The organism is Streptomyces xanthophaeus (genome assembly GCF_030440515.1).
Lineage (GTDB): Bacteria > Actinomycetota > Actinomycetes > Streptomycetales > Streptomycetaceae > Streptomyces > Streptomyces kutzneri.
The window spans coordinates 6,321,065-6,337,069 of record NZ_CP076543.1; the positions used below are offsets into that span (position 1 = coordinate 6,321,065).

Annotated in this window: 13 protein-coding genes; 6 read left to right on the forward strand and 7 right to left on the reverse strand. The window is 73.8% G+C overall.

The window, feature by feature from the left end; translation table 11 throughout:
* The first annotated feature begins 508 nt into the window (after positions 1-508).
* From KO717_RS28200 to KO717_RS28210, 3 genes are all read left to right on the forward strand, one after another.
* The gene (locus KO717_RS28200; RefSeq protein WP_301372118.1) at positions 509-3,976 is read left to right on the forward strand and encodes a DNA polymerase III subunit alpha; all 3,468 of its coding nucleotides are present in this window, start codon (positions 509-511) and stop codon (positions 3,974-3,976) included.
* Positions 3,973-4,983, forward strand: a complete 1,011-nt coding sequence (locus KO717_RS28205; RefSeq protein ID WP_437184590.1) for a DinB/UmuC family translesion DNA polymerase — start codon at positions 3,973-3,975, stop codon at positions 4,981-4,983. Before KO717_RS28200 ends, KO717_RS28205 begins: the two co-directional genes overlap by 4 nt.
* A gap of 180 nt (positions 4,984-5,163) precedes the next feature.
* A complete protein-coding gene (locus KO717_RS28210) occupies positions 5,164-6,024 on the forward strand; it encodes an esterase/lipase family protein (RefSeq protein ID WP_301372119.1) in 861 nt (286 codons plus the stop codon).
* A 32-nt stretch (positions 6,025-6,056) separates the two neighbouring features.
* Here the strand turns inward: KO717_RS28210 and KO717_RS28215 are convergent, their stop codons facing one another.
* The 4 genes from KO717_RS28215 to KO717_RS28230 form a co-directional block, all read right to left on the reverse strand.
* The gene (locus KO717_RS28215; RefSeq protein ID WP_301372120.1) at positions 6,057-7,148 is read right to left on the reverse strand and encodes a lytic polysaccharide monooxygenase auxiliary activity family 9 protein; all 1,092 of its coding nucleotides are present in this window, start codon (positions 7,146-7,148) and stop codon (positions 6,057-6,059) included.
* A gap of 221 nt (positions 7,149-7,369) precedes the next feature.
* Complete coding sequence (locus KO717_RS28220; protein ID WP_301372121.1) at positions 7,370-8,041, reverse strand: histone deacetylase; 672 nt, start codon at positions 8,039-8,041, stop codon at positions 7,370-7,372.
* 226 nt (positions 8,042-8,267) lie between these two features.
* Positions 8,268-8,750: a DUF402 domain-containing protein gene (locus KO717_RS28225; protein ID WP_301372122.1), complete on the reverse strand. Its 483-nt coding sequence runs from the start codon at positions 8,748-8,750 to the stop codon at positions 8,268-8,270.
* Positions 8,747-9,688, reverse strand: a complete 942-nt coding sequence (locus tag KO717_RS28230; protein WP_301372123.1) for a GNAT family N-acetyltransferase — start codon at positions 9,686-9,688, stop codon at positions 8,747-8,749. Before KO717_RS28230 ends, KO717_RS28225 begins: the two co-directional genes overlap by 4 nt.
* Before the next feature lie 71 nt (positions 9,689-9,759).
* Between KO717_RS28230 and KO717_RS28235 the strand changes: the two genes are divergently transcribed.
* Positions 9,760-10,149 (forward strand): GntR family transcriptional regulator, encoded by a 390-nt coding sequence (locus tag KO717_RS28235; protein WP_301372124.1) that lies wholly within the window; start codon positions 9,760-9,762, stop codon positions 10,147-10,149.
* A 196-nt stretch (positions 10,150-10,345) separates the two neighbouring features.
* On the opposite strand, the gene KO717_RS28240 is transcribed toward KO717_RS28235, so the two are convergent.
* Complete coding sequence (locus tag KO717_RS28240) at positions 10,346-11,443, reverse strand: DUF5925 domain-containing protein (protein WP_301372125.1); 1,098 nt, start codon at positions 11,441-11,443, stop codon at positions 10,346-10,348.
* Positions 11,444-11,649: 206 nt separating this feature from the next.
* Between KO717_RS28240 and KO717_RS28245 the strand changes: the two genes are divergently transcribed.
* Entirely contained in the window at positions 11,650-12,456 is an 807-nt protein-coding gene (locus KO717_RS28245; protein ID WP_301374821.1) for an SGNH/GDSL hydrolase family protein, read from the forward strand.
* Here the strand turns inward: KO717_RS28245 and KO717_RS28250 are convergent.
* A complete protein-coding gene (locus tag KO717_RS28250; protein WP_301372126.1) occupies positions 12,426-14,201 on the reverse strand; it encodes a serine/threonine-protein kinase in 1,776 nt (591 codons plus the stop codon). The genes KO717_RS28245 and KO717_RS28250 overlap by 31 nt on opposite strands.
* Positions 14,202-14,480: 279 nt before the next feature.
* On the opposite strand from KO717_RS28250, the gene KO717_RS28255 reads away from it, so the two are divergent.
* Positions 14,481-14,750: a hypothetical protein gene (locus tag KO717_RS28255; RefSeq protein ID WP_076046471.1), complete on the forward strand. Its 270-nt coding sequence runs from the start codon at positions 14,481-14,483 to the stop codon at positions 14,748-14,750.
* A 48-nt stretch (positions 14,751-14,798) separates the two neighbouring features.
* Here KO717_RS28255 and KO717_RS28260 read toward each other — a convergent pair whose 3' ends face one another.
* A complete protein-coding gene (locus tag KO717_RS28260; protein ID WP_301372127.1) occupies positions 14,799-15,995 on the reverse strand; it encodes a CaiB/BaiF CoA transferase family protein in 1,197 nt (398 codons plus the stop codon).
* Positions 15,996-16,005 lie beyond the last annotated feature (10 nt).

The window sequence follows — 16,005 nt, forward strand, 5'->3', positions numbered from 1 at the left end:
GTGGGCCGGTGCCCCGCACGAGGGTCTCCTCGGCTCGGCGCGTTCGGGCTTGTCCCGGCCAGGCGGCCGTGGTCGCGCCTCGTCCTGTGGGGACCCTCCTGCGTGTCCCCGCCCCACGGCAAGGCTTCGACGGCGTGAGGGGTGGGGGGACGGGGCGGGGTGTCCCCGCAGGACGAGCGCGCAACCACCGGGGACAGCCGAGACGTGCCCGCACGCGCCGAGCCGAGGAGACACCCCGCCCCGGCCCCCCACCCCGCCACCTGCCGACAGGCACAGGCCCACATTTCCAGCCCCGCCGGCGTTTGAGGCGCGGGTCCGGGCAGAGCCCGGCACACGGCCCGCACCCGACAGACGGTCCGCGCCGGGCGTGAGCAGGTGATCGAACAAGCGTTTCGCACGAATATTCGAATTGCTCTATGGTGGAGAGCGGGGGAGGTGTTCATTCGAGCGAAGCAGGAGGCCGCGGGTGCCTGGGTTTACGCATCTGCACACCGTTTCGGGGTTCTCCATGCGCTACGGAGGTTCACACCCGCAGCGGCTGGCGGAGCGTGCCGCCGAGCGGGGCATGGACGCCCTCGCCCTGACCGACCGCGACACCCTCGCGGGCGCGGTCCGGTTCGCGAAGGCGTGTGCGCAGGCGGGCATCCGGCCGTTGTTCGGAGTGGACATGGCGGTCCCGCCCGCGACGGGCCCGGCCGGGTCGGGGGGCCCGACCGGATCCGCCGTGGCCTCGTACCGCCGGCGCACCCCCGTCAAGGGCGGGGCCTTCGTGGACGAGTCCGCCGCACGTGCCGTCTTCCTGGCCCGGGACGGCGCCGTCGGGTGGGCCGAGCTGTGCCGGATGGTCACGGCCGCCCACGCGGGGGCCGCCGAGGTCCCGCTGGTGCCCTGGGAGGCCCTGCGCGGGGAGGGCGTCTTCGTCCTGCTCGGGCCCGGCTCCGAGGTGGGGCGGGCGCTCGCCGCGGGCCGCCCCGACCGGGCCGTCCGGCTGCTCGCACCCTGGCGGGAGATCTACGGCGACTCCCTGCGCCTGGAGGCCGTCCACCACGGCCGCACCGGCACCGGGCCCGGCTCGCTACGGCTGGCCGCCCGGACCGTCGGCTTCGCCGCCGAGCAGGGCGTCCCGGCCGTGCTGACCAACGCCGTCCGCTACGCCGACCCCGGCCAGGGTCCGGTCGCCGACATCCTCGACGCGGCCCGCCGCCTGGTTCCCATCGACCGCCGTGGCCCCCTCGACAGCGGCGAGCGCTGGCTCAAGGCGCCCGCCGCCATGGCCGAGGCCGCCGACCGGATCGCGCAGGCGGCCGGCCTGCGCCCCGCCGACGCCAGGCGCCTGCTCGCGGAGACCCGGCGGACCGCCGAGGCCTGCTCCGTGGACCCCGAGGACGACCTCGGCATGGGTTCCGTGCACTTCCCCGAGGCCCGGCTCGTCGGCGCGGCCCACCGCAGCGCCCAGCGGGTGCTCACCTCCCGGGCCTCGGCCGGCATGGTGCTGCGCGGGTACGCGGATGACCGCGCGTACTGGGAGCGGATGCACCAGGAGCTCGACATCATCGCCTACCACGGCTTCGCCACGTACTTCCTGACGATCGCTCAAGTCGTGGACGACGTGAAGGAGATGGGCATCCGGGTGGCCGCCCGTGGCTCCGGCGCCGGTTCCCTCGTCAACCACCTGCTCGGGATCGCGCACGCCGACCCCGTCGCCCACGGCCTGCTGATGGAGCGCTTCCTGTCCAAGCGGCGGCGCGTCCTGCCCGACATCGACATCGACGTGGAGTCCGCCCGCCGGCTGGAGGTCTACCGGCGGATCATGGACCGGTTCGGCACCGAGCGCGTCGCCACCGTCTCCATGCCCGAGACCTACCGGGTCCGGCACGCCATCCGCGACGTCGGCGCCGCCCTGTCCATGGACCCGGCCGTCACCGACCGGCTCGCCAAGGCCTTCCCGCACATCAGGGCCCGTGACGCCCGCGCCGCGCTGGAGGAGCTCCCGGAACTGCGCGACGTACGGGGGGAGTCGTACGGGCGGCTGTGGGAGCTCGTCGAATCGCTGGACGCGCTGCCGCGCGGGATCGCCATGCACCCGTGCGGGGTGCTGCTCTCCGACGACTCGCTGCTCGCCCGTACGCCGGTGGTGCCCACCAGCGGCGAGGGCTTCCCCATGTCCCAGTTCGACAAGGACGACGTGGAGGAGCTCGGGCTGCTCAAACTGGACGTGCTGGGCGTGCGGATGCAGTCCGCGATGGCCCACGCGGTCGCGGAGATCCGCCGTGGCACGGGGGAGGAGCTCGACCTGGACGACCCGGCGCAGGTGCCGCCGGGCGACCGGGCCACGTACGAGCTGATCCGTTCGGCCGAGACGCTGGGCTGCTTCCAGATCGAATCGCCGGGCCAGCGGGATCTGGTGGGGCGGCTGCAGCCGGCCACCTTCCACGACCTGGTCGTCGACATCTCGCTGTTCCGGCCGGGGCCGGTGGCCGCCGACATGGTGCGGCCCTTCATCGAGGCCCGGCACGGGCGGGCGCCGGTGCGCTTCCCGCACCCGGACCTGGCCGACGCGCTGCGCGAGACGTACGGAGTGGTGGTCTTCCACGAGCAGATCATCGAGATCGTGCACGTCATGACCGGTTGCGGGCGGGACGAGGCGGACCGGGTGCGGCGCGGGCTGTCCGACCCGCAGTCGCAGCCGCGGATCAGGGTCTGGTTCGCGGCGAAGGCGGCCGAGCGCGGCTATCCGGTGGAGGTGATCGGCCGGACCTGGGAGATCGTGGAGGCCTTCGGGTCGTACGGCTTCTGCAAGGCGCACGCGGTGGCCTTCGCGGTGCCCACGTACCAGTCGGCCTGGCTCAAGGCGCATCACCCGGCGGCCTTCTACGCCGGGCTGCTGACCCATGACCCGGGGATGTACCCGAAACGGCTGCTGCTGGCGGACGCGCGGCGGCGGGGCGTGCCGGTGCTGCCGTTGGACGTGAACCGGTCGGCGGCCGCCCATCGTATCGAACTGGTGTCCGATGACAGAGGGGTGTGGGGGCTGCGGCTCGGGTTGTCCGACGTCCACGGCATCAGCGGGGCCGAGGCGGACCGGATCGAGGCGGGACAGCCGTACGCCTCCCTGCGCGACTTCTGGGACCGGGCGCACCCGGGCCGCCCGGTCGCCGAACGGCTGGCTCAGGTCGGGGCGTTGGACGCCTTCGGCGCCAACCGGCGGGACCTGCTGCTGCACGTGTCCGAACTGCACGGCGCGCAGCGGTCCGCAGGTGTGCGCGGGCCCCAGCTCCCGCTGGACGGCGGCCGGTCCACGGCCTCCGTCGGACTGCCCGACCTGAGCGACGCGGAACGGCTCAGCGCCGAGCTGGGCGTCCTCGGCATGGACGCCTCCCGGCACCTGATGGGGGACCACCACGCCTTCCTGGCCGAACTGGGAGTGATCCCGGCGCGCCGGCTGCGGGACACCGAGCACGGGCAGACCGTGCTGGTCGCGGGGGCCAAGGCGGCCACCCAGACCCCGCCGATCCGCTCCGGGAAGAGGGTCATCTTCACGACGCTGGACGACGGGACGGGCCTGGTCGACCTGGCCTTCTTCGACGACAGCCACGAACGCTGCGCGCACACCGTCTTCCACTCCTTCCTGCTGCTGGTACGAGGTGTCGTGCAGCGGCGGGGCCCGCAGAGCCTGAGCGTGGTGGGGGCGGCGGCGTGGAACCTGGCTGAGCTGGTGGAACTGCGGGCGGCGGGCGGTCTGGACGCGGTCGCGGCCCGCCTCGCCGAACCGGCGGCCGAGCCGGCCGCTCCGGGAGCTCCGTCCGCCCCGGGCGCCGACGGGGAGCCGGCGGCGAAGGGCCCGCAGGGTCCCGGCCGCAGGATCCGCATGTCCACGGGGTACGAGATGAACCCCTGGGCCGACCTCCAGCCGCCGGGCACCGGCCCCGCGACCGGCCGCAAGCTGTGGCACTCCAGCCCGGGGAGCGCGGGATGACCGCCGCCGAGCGGGTCGTGATGTGCCTGCGCCCGTACCCCGCCGACGGGGGCCCGCTCGGGGCGCGGGAGTACGCCGGGGTGCTCGCGCTGCTCGGCGGCATCACCCCGGCCGTGCAGGCCCTGGCGCCCGACACCGTCCTCGCCGAGATCCGGGGCGCGCTGCGGTACTTCGACTGCGACGCCGCCCGGCTGGCCGCCGTGATCCGGGTCCGGGCCCTCGCCCTGTACGGCGTGGACGCCGCCGTCGGCGTGGCCGGCAACCCCATGCTGGCCCGGGCGGCGGCCCGCGAAGCCCGGCCCGGGGAGACCCTGGTGATCCCCGCGGAGCCCGCCGCCGTACGGGACTTCCTGGCGGGCAAGCCCGTCACCGCCCTCGACGGGGTCGGGCCGAAGGCCGCCCGCACCCTGTGCTCCTACGGCCTCGATTCCGTCGGCCGGGTCGCCGCCGCCCCGCCCGCCGCCCTGCGGCGGATCCTCGGCGCCCGGCTCGGCCGCGAGGTGCACGAGCGCGCCCTCGGGATCGACCGGACCCCCGTCCGGCCGGGCTCCGCCGCCCGCGCCGTCGCCGCCGAGCGGCTCTTCGATCTGGACGAGCTGGATCCCGTACGGCACCGGCGGGCGCTGCTCTCGCTGACGGAGGAGCTCGGCGCGAAGCTTCGTACACAGGAACAGGGCCGGGGGCAGGTCTGCCGCACCCTGACGCTCACCGTCCGCTGCGCCGACCGCACCACGCTCACCCGGACGCGCACCCTGGCCGAGCCCACCGCGCACTCGGCCGCCCTGACCGCCACGGCCTACGCCCTCTACGCGGGCCTCGGCCTGCAGCGGGCCAGGGTCCGCGCACTGTCCCTGCGCGCCGAGGACCTGACCTCGGCCGATCGGGCCACGCGGCAGCTCAGCCTCGACCCCGAGGACGAGAAGGCCCGCCGCCTGGAGGCCGTCACGGACCGGGTCCGCGCGCGCTTCGGTCCGCACGCGATCGCCCGCGGCACGCTGGCCGCCTGACGGTCCGTCCGGCGCCGTACAGGCGGTCGCCCGGGCGACGCGCGAGTTTTTACCGACGCGTAACTTCCCTGTGTTGCTACTCACCCGTAATTTAGCGGCAGCAGCTCCCCCTTGTGATCCGGATCACGGGACGAACCCCCACGCTCATCCCCTTGAGTCGACCCGCGAGGAGATCATCCGATGCTGCCCTGGAGACGCCTGCTCCGCCCACTCGCCGTCCTCACCCTCGCCGCCGCCGCACTCGTCGCCCCCACCGGCGCAGCGCAGGCCGCGGCCGCCCCCAGCAGCGGCTGGAACAACTGGTCGTGCAAGCCGTCCGCCGCGCACCCGCGCCCCGTCGTCCTCGTCCACGGCACCTTCGGCAACTCCTGGGACAACTGGCTCGGCCTCGCGCCCTACCTCGTCCACCGCGGGTACTGCGTCTACTCGCTCGACTACGGCCAACTGCCCGGCGTCCCCCTCTTCAACGGACTCGGGCCCATCGACAAGTCCGCCGGGCAGCTCGACGTCTTCGTCGACAAGGTGCTCGCCGCCACCGGCTCCGCCAAGACCGACATCATCGGGCACTCGCAGGGCGGCATGATGCCGCGCTACTACCTGAAGTTCCTCGGCGGCGCCTCGAAGGTCAACGCGCTGGTCGGGCTCGCCCCCGACAACCACGGCACCACCCTGCTCGGATTCACCAAGCTCCTGCCGTACTTCCCCGGGGCCGAGGACCTGATCAGCACCGCGACCCCGGGACTCGCCGACCAGATCGCCGGATCCGCCTTCCAGCAGAAGCTGAACGAGGGCGGGGACACCGTGCCCGGGGTGAAGTACACGGTCATCGCGACCAAGTACGACGAGGTGGTGACCCCGTACCGGAGCGCCTTCCTGGACGGGCCGAACGTACGCAACGTCGTCCTCCAGGACCTGTGCTTCCTGGACCTCTCGGAGCACGTCACCATCGGGCTCACCGACCGGATCGCCTGGCACGAGGCGGTCAACGCCCTCGACCCGGCACACGCCGAACCGACCACCTGCGCCTCGGTCTTCGACTGACGAGGCACAGGCGGTCCGGCACCGGACGGGGCCTAGCGGCCGTGGCGGCCCGTCGCCGTACGCGCGGTGCGGCGGCGGGCGGCCGCGAACAGCGCGGCCGCGCCGACGGCCAGGGCGGCCGCCCCGGCGATCGCGATCGTCGGGGTGGCGCTGTTGCCGCCCGTCTCCGCGAGGTTGTCCCTGGCCGCGGCCGGCGAGGAGGAGCCGGCCGCGAGCGGGACGGCGGCGGCATCCGTGGTGCCGTTCGTCTTCGGGTCGTTGTCGCCGTGGCCGTTGTGCTCCACCGTGGACTTGCCGGCGCCGTCGGAGATCTGCTGGTCGGTCGGGGCCGAGGGCTTGTCCGCCGGCTTGTCGCCGGGCTTGTCGCTGGGCTTGTCGGACGGCTTGTCGCCGGGCTTGCCGGTCGGCTTGGCGCCCGTCCCTGCGGTCGGAGCGGTACCGGAGCCGCCGCCGTTGCCGCCGCCCGCGCCCCCGTTGTCCTTGCCGAAGACCACGTCCGAGCAGGTGTAGAAGGCCTCCGGGCTGTCGGAGCGCTGCCAGATGCTGTAGATCAGGTGGCGGCCCGACTTGTTCGGGACGGTCCCGGAGAAGACGTAGTCGCCGTTCTGCATGCCCGGGTCGGTGACCTTGGCGAACGGCGTGGGCTCCAGGTCGGACCAGGCCAGGGGCTTGGTCGGGTCGTAGCCGTCCTTCGTCACGTACAGCTCGAAGGATCCCTTGTGCGGGGCCGTGCCCTTGTAGCGGAAGGTGTGCGCGCCGGCGGTCATCGGGCTGGCCGGCCAGTCGGCACGGGCCAGGTCCAGCCCCCGGTACTTGTCGTTGCCGGCCGAGCAGAGCTGGCCGTTCGGGATCAACGACCGGTGGTTGCCGGCCGCGTTGGCGATGTTCACCGCGTTCCAGTCGTAGAACGGCTGCGTCCCGGCGGCCGCGACCGCCGCCTTGCAGGCCGCCGACTTCGGGGACTCCGGTCCCTCGGCGTAGCACGCGGCCACCCGGCTGACCGGATCCGTCATCGAACCGTGGGCGACCGCGGGAGCCGCCGCGTACGCGGCCAGCGCGAGCGGGGCCAGGCCGGCGGCGGCGATACGGGTCAGCGTGACGGCGGTGCGGCGGCGTGCGGGCATGGGTGATCTCCTTCGGGCACAAGGCAGGGGCGTGCCGGCGGAATCGGGCTCCGCGGTGCGCCGCCCCCCGGCGGCGCCACAACGGGCCCTTCCTGTCCTGGCCCGGCCAAGCTAGCCGCCCCGACCACGGGTTCTGCCGCCTCGGGCCCACCGGAGCGGATCCTTAGGGTCCCCTTAAGCCAGGGACAAGAGCCGCCTCAGGAAGCGGGCCCGGCAGGGCGTCATCGGCCGGTGCCGGCCGTCAGCAGGTCCCTCACCTGTGCGGCCGTCCAGTTGCCGGCGGCGCCGGGGCAGGCCGCCAGGTAGTCGGCGATGTCCTGCTCCTCCCATGGGCCGGACTCCAGGAGGCCGCCGGCCAGGTAGCGCAGGTACGCGCCCGAGGGGTTGAGCACCTCGACGTCCTGAAGGCTCCACGGCGCGGTGAAGGTCAGCATGGGGATGCCCTCGATCGTGCCCGGGCAGATCAGGGTCTCGTAGCGCCCCGGGCCCAGCTCGTCACGGCCGTCCCGCAGGGCCGCCGTCAGGTCCAGGTCCGCCCCCGGCTCCTCGTACATCTCCTGTGCGGCGATGTCGGACATCTGGCCGACCGTCACGAGGTGCGCCCGTCCGCGCATGCGCCCGGGAGCCGTGGGGTCGTAGAAGCCCCGGCCCCCCGTCCACACCGGGGACTCCGTGGCGAAGTACAGGCGGCCTTCCAGCTCGACCGCGATCGAGCGCTCGGGCGCCCGGTGGTCCCGGCAGCCCGGGTACGTGCGTGCCGCACCCGGCGGGGTCCCGCCGGCGATGTACGTGGCGAGGCGGTCCATGTGCATGTTGGACCCGTAGGAGGCGTACCAGACCTTCTCAGGCGTGGGGACCGCCTCGGCGAGCGGGGTGGCGGTGTGGACGGGCATGCTCGGTTCCTCGGGGGTCGGGGACGAGGGGCTGGGCGGCTGGGGTGAGGGAAGCGCCGGCCCGCCGGGGATCCGGAATATCCCCTGTCATATGCCTATCGGGCCACTGGGGCCCGTGCGTATGGTGTGGCCCCGGACCATCCCGGGCCCGGCGCCCTCCCGGCTCCCCACGGGAGGGCCGCCGCGCGCCCCGCGTCCCACGCGTCCCACGTCCCGCGTCCCCGGACTACGAGAGGAGCGCGGAAAGGCCGGCCGCGGACCGGGCCTGGTCGTCCAGCGCGTCGAGGGCCCGTACGGCCTGGGCCGCGGCCTCCGGGTCGCTCGCGGCGAGCCCGCTCTCGGCGAACTCGTCCTCGTCCAGTCGCAGCACGGAGCTCCCGTCCGCCGAGACCCACAGGTCGAGGTCCAGGTCCTCCACCAGGATCTCCCCGCTCTGCACCAGCGCCGGCCGCGTGACGTCGCAGTACCAGCCCTTGAGGACACCGCCCGCGGTCCACACCTCCTTGACGGCGTACCAGCGGGTCCGCCAGAAGTGCTCGACGAACACGTCGCCCGGCTCGAAGCGCACGAAGCCGAAGTCCCGTACGCCCTCCGCCGCCCAAGGGGCGCGCACGGAGATCCGGTCGCCGTCGTCGGCGACCTGCGCCGCCGGGTAGCGGATCTTGGTCCGTCCGGCCTTGGTCAGGACGACGGTCAGCTGTGCGGTCACGGGGTCTCCAGCTTCTTCGTGTAGCGCGTCTCGGTCGCGCAGATCTCGTAACCGAACCACTCGTTGACGGCGAGCATCGGGCCGTTGCCCGCGTCGTTGCCGGTGAAGGCCTCGGTGTACCCGGCCGCGCGGGCTCGGTGCAGGGAGGCCGTCTTGGCGAGCTTGGCCAGCCCCCGGCCGCGGAAGGCGCGCAGGGTGCCGGTCATCGCCGACGCGTAGCGGGTCCCGCCGTCGGTCTGCGCCGCGGTGAAGGAGGCCACGACGCCGTCGACCAGGGCGACGGTGGTCAGCTCCTTGTCGAGGGACGGACTGTTCCAGGTGTGCGCGAGCCAGTCCTCGTAGTCGTCGAACTCCGCCGCGACATCGCCCGGTTCGTCGGCGGTCGTCTCGGCGTCCGCCTCGAACAGCGGCCGCGGGTCGGCGGCGAAAGCGGAACCGGGGCGCAGCTCCACCCCGGCCGGAAGGTCCCGCGGGAGCTCGGGCAGCGTGGCCGCCGCCAGGTCCAGGCGCAGGAAGTGCGCCGACCGGCTGGGGCGGTAGCCGTGCCGCTCGGCGAAGGCGCGAGGGGCGGGCTCGTCGAGCACCCAGGCGTACACGTCCACCGCGCCCCGCGCGGCGAGGTGCTGTTCGGCGTTGCGCAGCAGGAGGGCGCCGGCGCCGAGGCCGCGGTGGGCGGGATCGACGTAGGCGTTGACGTACGACTGGCCGGGCTCGGGGCTGTCGTACATGATGCCGACCTGGGCGGTGCCGATGACCCGGCCGTCCGCGGTCTCGGCGACGAGGATCCGGTGGTGCTTCGCCGGGTGCGCGGAGGAGAGCTCGAAGGCCACCCCCTCCGCAGTGATGATCATGAACGGCAGGGCGGCGCGGCGTACCCGTACGACGGACTCCGCGTCCGAGGGGTCACCGGGGTGGAGGTCTCGGATCGATACGGTCATGGGGCAGACGCTACGTGCGCCTTCGCGGCGTGCGCCTCCCAATTAACCGCCGATGGTGGACAATCACCCGCGTGACCTCGACAAACCTGAAGATCACCATCGACGGCTCGGCTGGGTCGGCCGCCCCGTACGAACAGCTGCGCGCGCAGATCGCCGACCGGGCCCGGTCGGGGAAGCTCCCGGCGGGCTTCAAGCTGCCGACGGTACGGGGCCTCGCGGAGGAGCTGGGGCTGGCCGCCAACACGGTCGCGAAGGCGTACCGGGCGCTGGAGGCGGACGCGGTGATCGAGACGCGGGGCCGGAACGGGACCTTCATCGCGGCCGCCGGGGACGCGGTGTCCCGCGAGGCGGCGTCCGCAGCGCAGGCGTACGCGGACCGGGTCCACCGCCTCGGCCTGACGCAGGCCGAAGCCCTCGCCACCGCCACGGAAGCCCTCCGGGCCCGGTACGCCGCGAAGTAGCCACCGCTGGTCAGGCCCGACGGTCCGGCCTGCGGAAGCCCGCCCGGCTTGCCGCAGCCCGGCCTGCGGGGGCTCCGCCCCCGGCCCCCCGCGCCTCAAACGCCGGCGGGGCTGGCTCTTGCTCCCGCCGCAAACCGCCGGCCGGGCCGGACTTCGGCCGCGCCGCAGGTGGCAAGTGCGCCCACCGAGCCGGAGGCTAGAGGTACAGCCCCGCCTCCGAGCTGTGCGGCTGGGGCGGCAGGATCGCCGCCGGGCCCGTGCCGCGGCGCAGGGCGAACAGCTCCGCCAGGCTGGCGCCCTCGCGGGAGACGCCCTCGTCCGTGCCCAGCCAGTCCACCGCCTCCCGGTGGGTCAGCCGGCCGACCTCGATGCGGGCCAGGCAGCGCCCCGGGCGGACCACCGCCGGGTGGAGCCGTTCCAGGTCCTCGTTGGTGGTGACCCCCACCAGGACGTTGCGGCCCTGCCCCAGCAGACCGTCCGTCAGGTTCAGCAGGCGGGACAGCGCCTGCCCGGCGGTGTGGCGGGCCTCGCCCCGGATCAGCTCGTCGCAGTCCTCCAGCAGCAGCAGCCGCCAGCGGCCCTTCGCCGTGCCCTCGTCCTCGCCGATCGCGATGTCCATCAGATAGCCCACGTCGTTGAACAGCCGTTCCGGGTCCAGGACGCAGTCCACCTGGCACCAGTCGCGCCAGGACCGGGCCAGCGTGCGCAGCGCGGAGGTCTTGCCCGTGCCGGGCGGTCCGTGCAGCAGGAGCAGCCGGCCCGCGATGTCGTCCGGGGTCACCTTCATCAGCCGGTCCATCGCTCCGGCCACCGGCGCGGTGTAGTTGGGCCGCACCTCCGCCCAGGTCCCGGCCGCGATCTGGCGGGTCGTCCGGTACGGGCCGCGGCGCGGGGAGACGTACCAGAAGCCCATCGTGACGTTCTCCGGCTGCGGTTCGGGCTCGTCCTGCACGCCTTCCGTGGCCTTGCCGAGCACACCGGCGGCGAGTTCGTCGCTCACCGCCGTCACGGTGACGTCCGCGCCCCGGCTCCAGCGCGAGACGAGCATGGTCCAGCCCTCGCCCTCGGCGAGGGTGGCGCTGCGGTCGCTGTCGCGCGCCGAGCGCAACACCGTGGCCTCCGGCGGCAGGAGAGTGGCCTCCGCCTTGACCCGCTCGATCGACACGCTGTGCGAGTACGGCTGCTCGCCGGAAGCGAACCGGCCGAGGAAGAGCGCGTCGACGACGTCCGACGGTGAGTCGCTGTCGTCGACGTTGAGCCGGATCGGCAGCGCGTCATGCGGGTTGGCTGACATGGCGCCCATGATCCGGCACACGGTGCCCTCGTGCACCCGTGTTTCGCTGGATCGGGTGCCCAAGTTCCCTCTTCAAACGCATTCGGAGTGAAGGTTCGGGCTTCAACTCTGCCCTGAACATTCTTGGCATGGACACTTCCAGCGAACCTCGGCTGCTTGTACCACGGACTCAGGAGTAACCCCCACAAGGAGCCGCACACATGAGCATGAAACTGTCGCGCTTCGCTGCCCTGACCTCCTCCCTCTTACTCGCCGCGGGCGCCACCCTGTTCGGCGCGGGACAGGCGGCCGCCACCGCCCGGGCCGACTTCGGCTACGTCGCCCTCGGCGACTCGTACTCCTCCGGCGTCGGCGCCGGCAACTACGACGGCGCGAGCGGGAACTGCAAGCGCACCACCCGCGCCTACCCGGCCCTGTGGGCCGCCGCCCATTCCCCCCAGACCTTCTCCTTCACCGCCTGCTCGGGCGCTCGCACCGGTGATGTCCTCGCAGGCCAGCTCGCCCCGCTCAACTCCGGCACCGACCTGGTCAGCATCACCATCGGCGGCAACGACGCCGGATTCTCCGACGTCATGACGACCTGCGTCCTGCAGTCCGAATCCACCTGCGTCAACCGCGTGAACCAGGCCAAGGCCTACGTGGACTCCACCCTCCCCGGCCAGCTCGACCAGGTCTACAACGCCATCGACAGCCGTGCGCCCGGCGCGCACGTCGTCGTCCTCGGCTACCCCCGCTTCTACAAGCTGAACGGCACCTGCACCACCGGCCTGACCGAGGGCGAGCGGGTCGCCATCAACGGGGCCGCCGACCACCTCAACGCCGCCATCGCCAAACGCGCCGCCGACCACGGCTTCACCTTCGCCTCGGTCGCCGGCGCCTTCACGGGTCACGAGATCTGCTCCGGCAACGCGTGGCTGCACAGCGTCAACTGGCTGAACATCGGCGAGTCGTACCACCCGACCGCGGCCGGACAGTCCGGCGGCTACCTGCCGGTCTTCACGAACGCCGCCTGATCGGCCCGGTCCGTCCGGTCCGTCCCGTCCGACCCGTCCGTACGGCCCGGCTCACCCGTCCGGTCCGTCCTGACGGTCCGATCCGGTTCGCCGGTCCCCGGAGCCGCCGGAGCGCTCGCCGTCGGCGAGGACGGTGACGGACTCGGCCCGGGGGAGGGGGCCCCGCTCGTCGGGGTCCCCTTCCGGCACGTCACCGAGGTGGCCACCCACTGGGTGGTCACCTCGGCCGGCCCCCGCACCTCCAGCCGGACCGCGTCCTCGAAGACGCCGTCCGGTTCGTGCGTGAGCTCCGTGTGCTCCAGCCGCCGGCTCCTCGGCCCGCCCTCCTCGTACGTGACGGAGCGCCAGTCGGGGCCGGACGTCCGCCCGCTCCGCGTGGCCCAGCGGTACTCCAGCACGACCGGAGTGCGCTCCACCTCGACGGTGGCCGTGAAGGCGGGCGCGAGCCCGGCGGGCGGCGGGCAGCTGCCGGTGTAGGAGGAGCGCACCGTGTCCACGTACACCGAGACGTGCTGCCCCGGGGCGGACGCCGACACCGAGGCCGAGGCCGGCGGAGCCGTCGAAGGGGTCGTCGTGACGGTCCGGGCAGTGGTCGCCGAGCCGGTCGGTGCGCCGCCGTTCCCGCCGCCCTTCCCGCCCGTGTTCTCGCGGTCCTTGATCAGCAGCCACCCCACCGCGACCAGGGCCAGCAGCATCAGCACGATCCCGGCCGTCAGCACCAGCCCGGCCCGGCTCTCGCGCGCCCCCGGCCCGGACGGGGCCGGTGGCGGCGTCCCGTACGGCGCCGCATGCGCCGCGTAGGGCGCCGTACGAGGCTCACCCGCCCCGTGCCCGGGGCCCGCCCCGTGCCCGTGGTGCGCTGCCGTGGCCGTCGGCGTGTCCGGCCCCGACACCGGCCCGCCGGGGGCCCGTACGGTCCCGCCCGCGCCCACCACACGCAGCATCCGGGCCACCTCCGCCGCGGGCAGCCGCTCGGCCGGGTCCTTGCGCAGCAGCCCCTCCAGCACGGGCTCCAGCGCCCCGGCCCGGCGTGGCGGCGGCAACTCCGCGTCCACCACGGCCCGCAGGGTGTCCAGTGCGGTGGCCTGCCGGAAGGGCGAGACCCCCTCGACGGCGGCGTAGAGCATGACCCCGAGCGCCCACAGGTCCGAGGCGGGTCCCGGTTCGCGCCCCAACGCCCGCTCCGGAGCCAGGAATTCGGGGGAGCCGACCACCTCGCCCGTCATGGTGATCGCCGAGGAGCCCTCCAGGGTGGCGATCCCGAAGTCGCCGAGCACCACACGGCCGTCGTTGGCGATCAGGACGTTGCCCGGCTTCACGTCCCGGTGCAGCACCCCCGAGTCGTGGGCGGAGCGCAGGGCGGCGAGCACCTGTTCCCCGATGTGCGCGGCCCGCTGAGGGGTCATCGGCCCCTCGGCCTCCAGTACGTCCGCCAGCGAGAGCCCGCGCACCAGCTCCATCACGATCCAGGGGCGTCCGCCCTCGGAGGCCACGTCGTAGACGGTGACCACCCCGCGGTGCGAGACGCGGGCCGCGGCCCAGGCCTCCCGTTCCAGCCGCCGGTACAGCCGCTCCAGTTCGGCGGGTTCCAGTCCGGCCGGCGCCCGTACCTCCTTGACGGCGACCTCGCGGGCGAGTACCTCGTCGCGGGCCCGCCACACGATGCCCATCCCGCCGCGGCCGATCGGTTCGAGCAGCCGGTAGCGGCCCGAGATGACACGATCGGAGTTCGATTGGTCACTCACGCGCGCCCCCGAGTGTGCTCCCGTGCGCCCGGGTGTCATCGGGCGATCACTCCAAGTTAGCGCAGTGTGGGCCAAGTGGCTCCTGTCGTGACGGGACTGGCGCAGAGGCCTTTCGCAGCGTGACGTCTGTGCGGAGAGTAATCGGCGACTCCGTTGAGTAATCGTCAACTCCCCGTCGCCACAGGGGTAATTCACACCACCGGGATACCCGGGGGCGACGCGGGGGCGATAGGGTTAACCTGCCCGGGCCGGGTGCCCTCGTACGGGTGGGGAGAGAACATGGAACAGATAGCAATGCGCAGCAGGCCGCCTCGCGTGCCTGCCATCACCTGCGGCAGCAGTGCGACCAGCTCGCGCCTCGACCGCCACCTCGCCGTGCTGGGCGGTCCCGCCGTCCCGCACCGGGAGACCGCCGAGGCGACGCTGCTGATGCGCGAGCTCACCTCCCGCGACCACACGCACCGCCTGCGGAGCCGGAGCGCGCGCGTCTCGCTCTTCGCGCCGCTGCGCCGTCTGCGTCGCACGCTCTTCGGCAGCCGCCGCTCGTAACCTTCCCCGTACCGCAGCCGTCGGCCCCCGGCCTCCGGCTCCCCGGCCCTACCCGATCACACCGTCCCGGCGCAGTTCCGAGATCTGTGCGTCCGCCATCCCCAGGGCGCGCAGCAGGGACTCGGTGTGCTCGCCCAGCGCGGGCACCGCACCCATGTGCGGTGCCGCGCCGCCCGGCAGTCCGATCGGCGGCAGCAAGGCCCGCAGCGGACCGGCCGGTGAATCCACCTCCCGCCAGCGGTCCCGGGCCGCGAGTTGCGGATGCCCGGCCAGCTGGGCCACCGAATTCAGCCGCGCGCACGCGATGCCCGCCGCCTCCAGCCGCCCGATCGCCTCGTCCGCGCCGAGCCGGCCCAGCGCCTCCGCCACGACCGCGTCGGTCTTCTCCCGGTTCGCGGTGCGCGCCGCGTTCGTCGCGTACGCCGGATCCTCGGCCAACTCGGGCCGTTCCAGCACCTGCCCGGCCAGGCGCCGCCACTCGCGGTCGTTCTGCACCGACAGCAGCACCCGGTCCCCGTCGGCCGTCGCGTAGGCGTCGTAGGGTGCGATCACCGCGTGCGCGAGGCCGGTACGCACGGGCTGTTCCCCGCCGTGCATCGTGTGGTGCAGCGGATGGCCCATCCACTCGGCGAGCGCGTCCAGCATGGACACCTCCACCCGGCCCCCGCGCCCGGTGACCCCGCGGCGCAGCAGGGCGGCCAGGACCCCCGAGAAGGCGTACATGGCCGCCGCGATGTCCGCCGCCGGGATGCCCGCCTTGACGGGCTGCTCGGGGGTACCGGTCACCGACACCAGGCCCGCCTCGCACTGGACGAGCATGTCGTAGGCGCGCTTGTGGGCGTACGGGCCCTCGGCGCCGTAGCCGGAGATGTCCACGGCGACCAGCCGGGGGTAACGCGCGCACAGTGCGGCCGAATCGAGCCCCAGCCGGGCGGCGGCTCCCTGCGCGAGGTTCTGCACGAAGACGTCGGCCCCGGCCAGCAGTCCGTGCAGGACCTCCCGGCCGCGCGGGTCCTTCAGGTCGAGGGCGATCGACTCCTTGCCCCGGTTGGCCCACACGAAGTGCGAGGCGAGGCCGTGCGCGGCCGTGTCGTAGGCACGGGCGAAGTCGCCGCCGTCGGGACGTTCGACCTTGATCACCCTGGCGCCCAGGTCGGCGAGCTGACGGGTGGCGAAGGGGGCCGAGACGGCCTGTTCGACGGCGACGACGGTGATGCCGTCCAAGGGGAGCGGTTCGGTAGCCATGGGCCCTGCC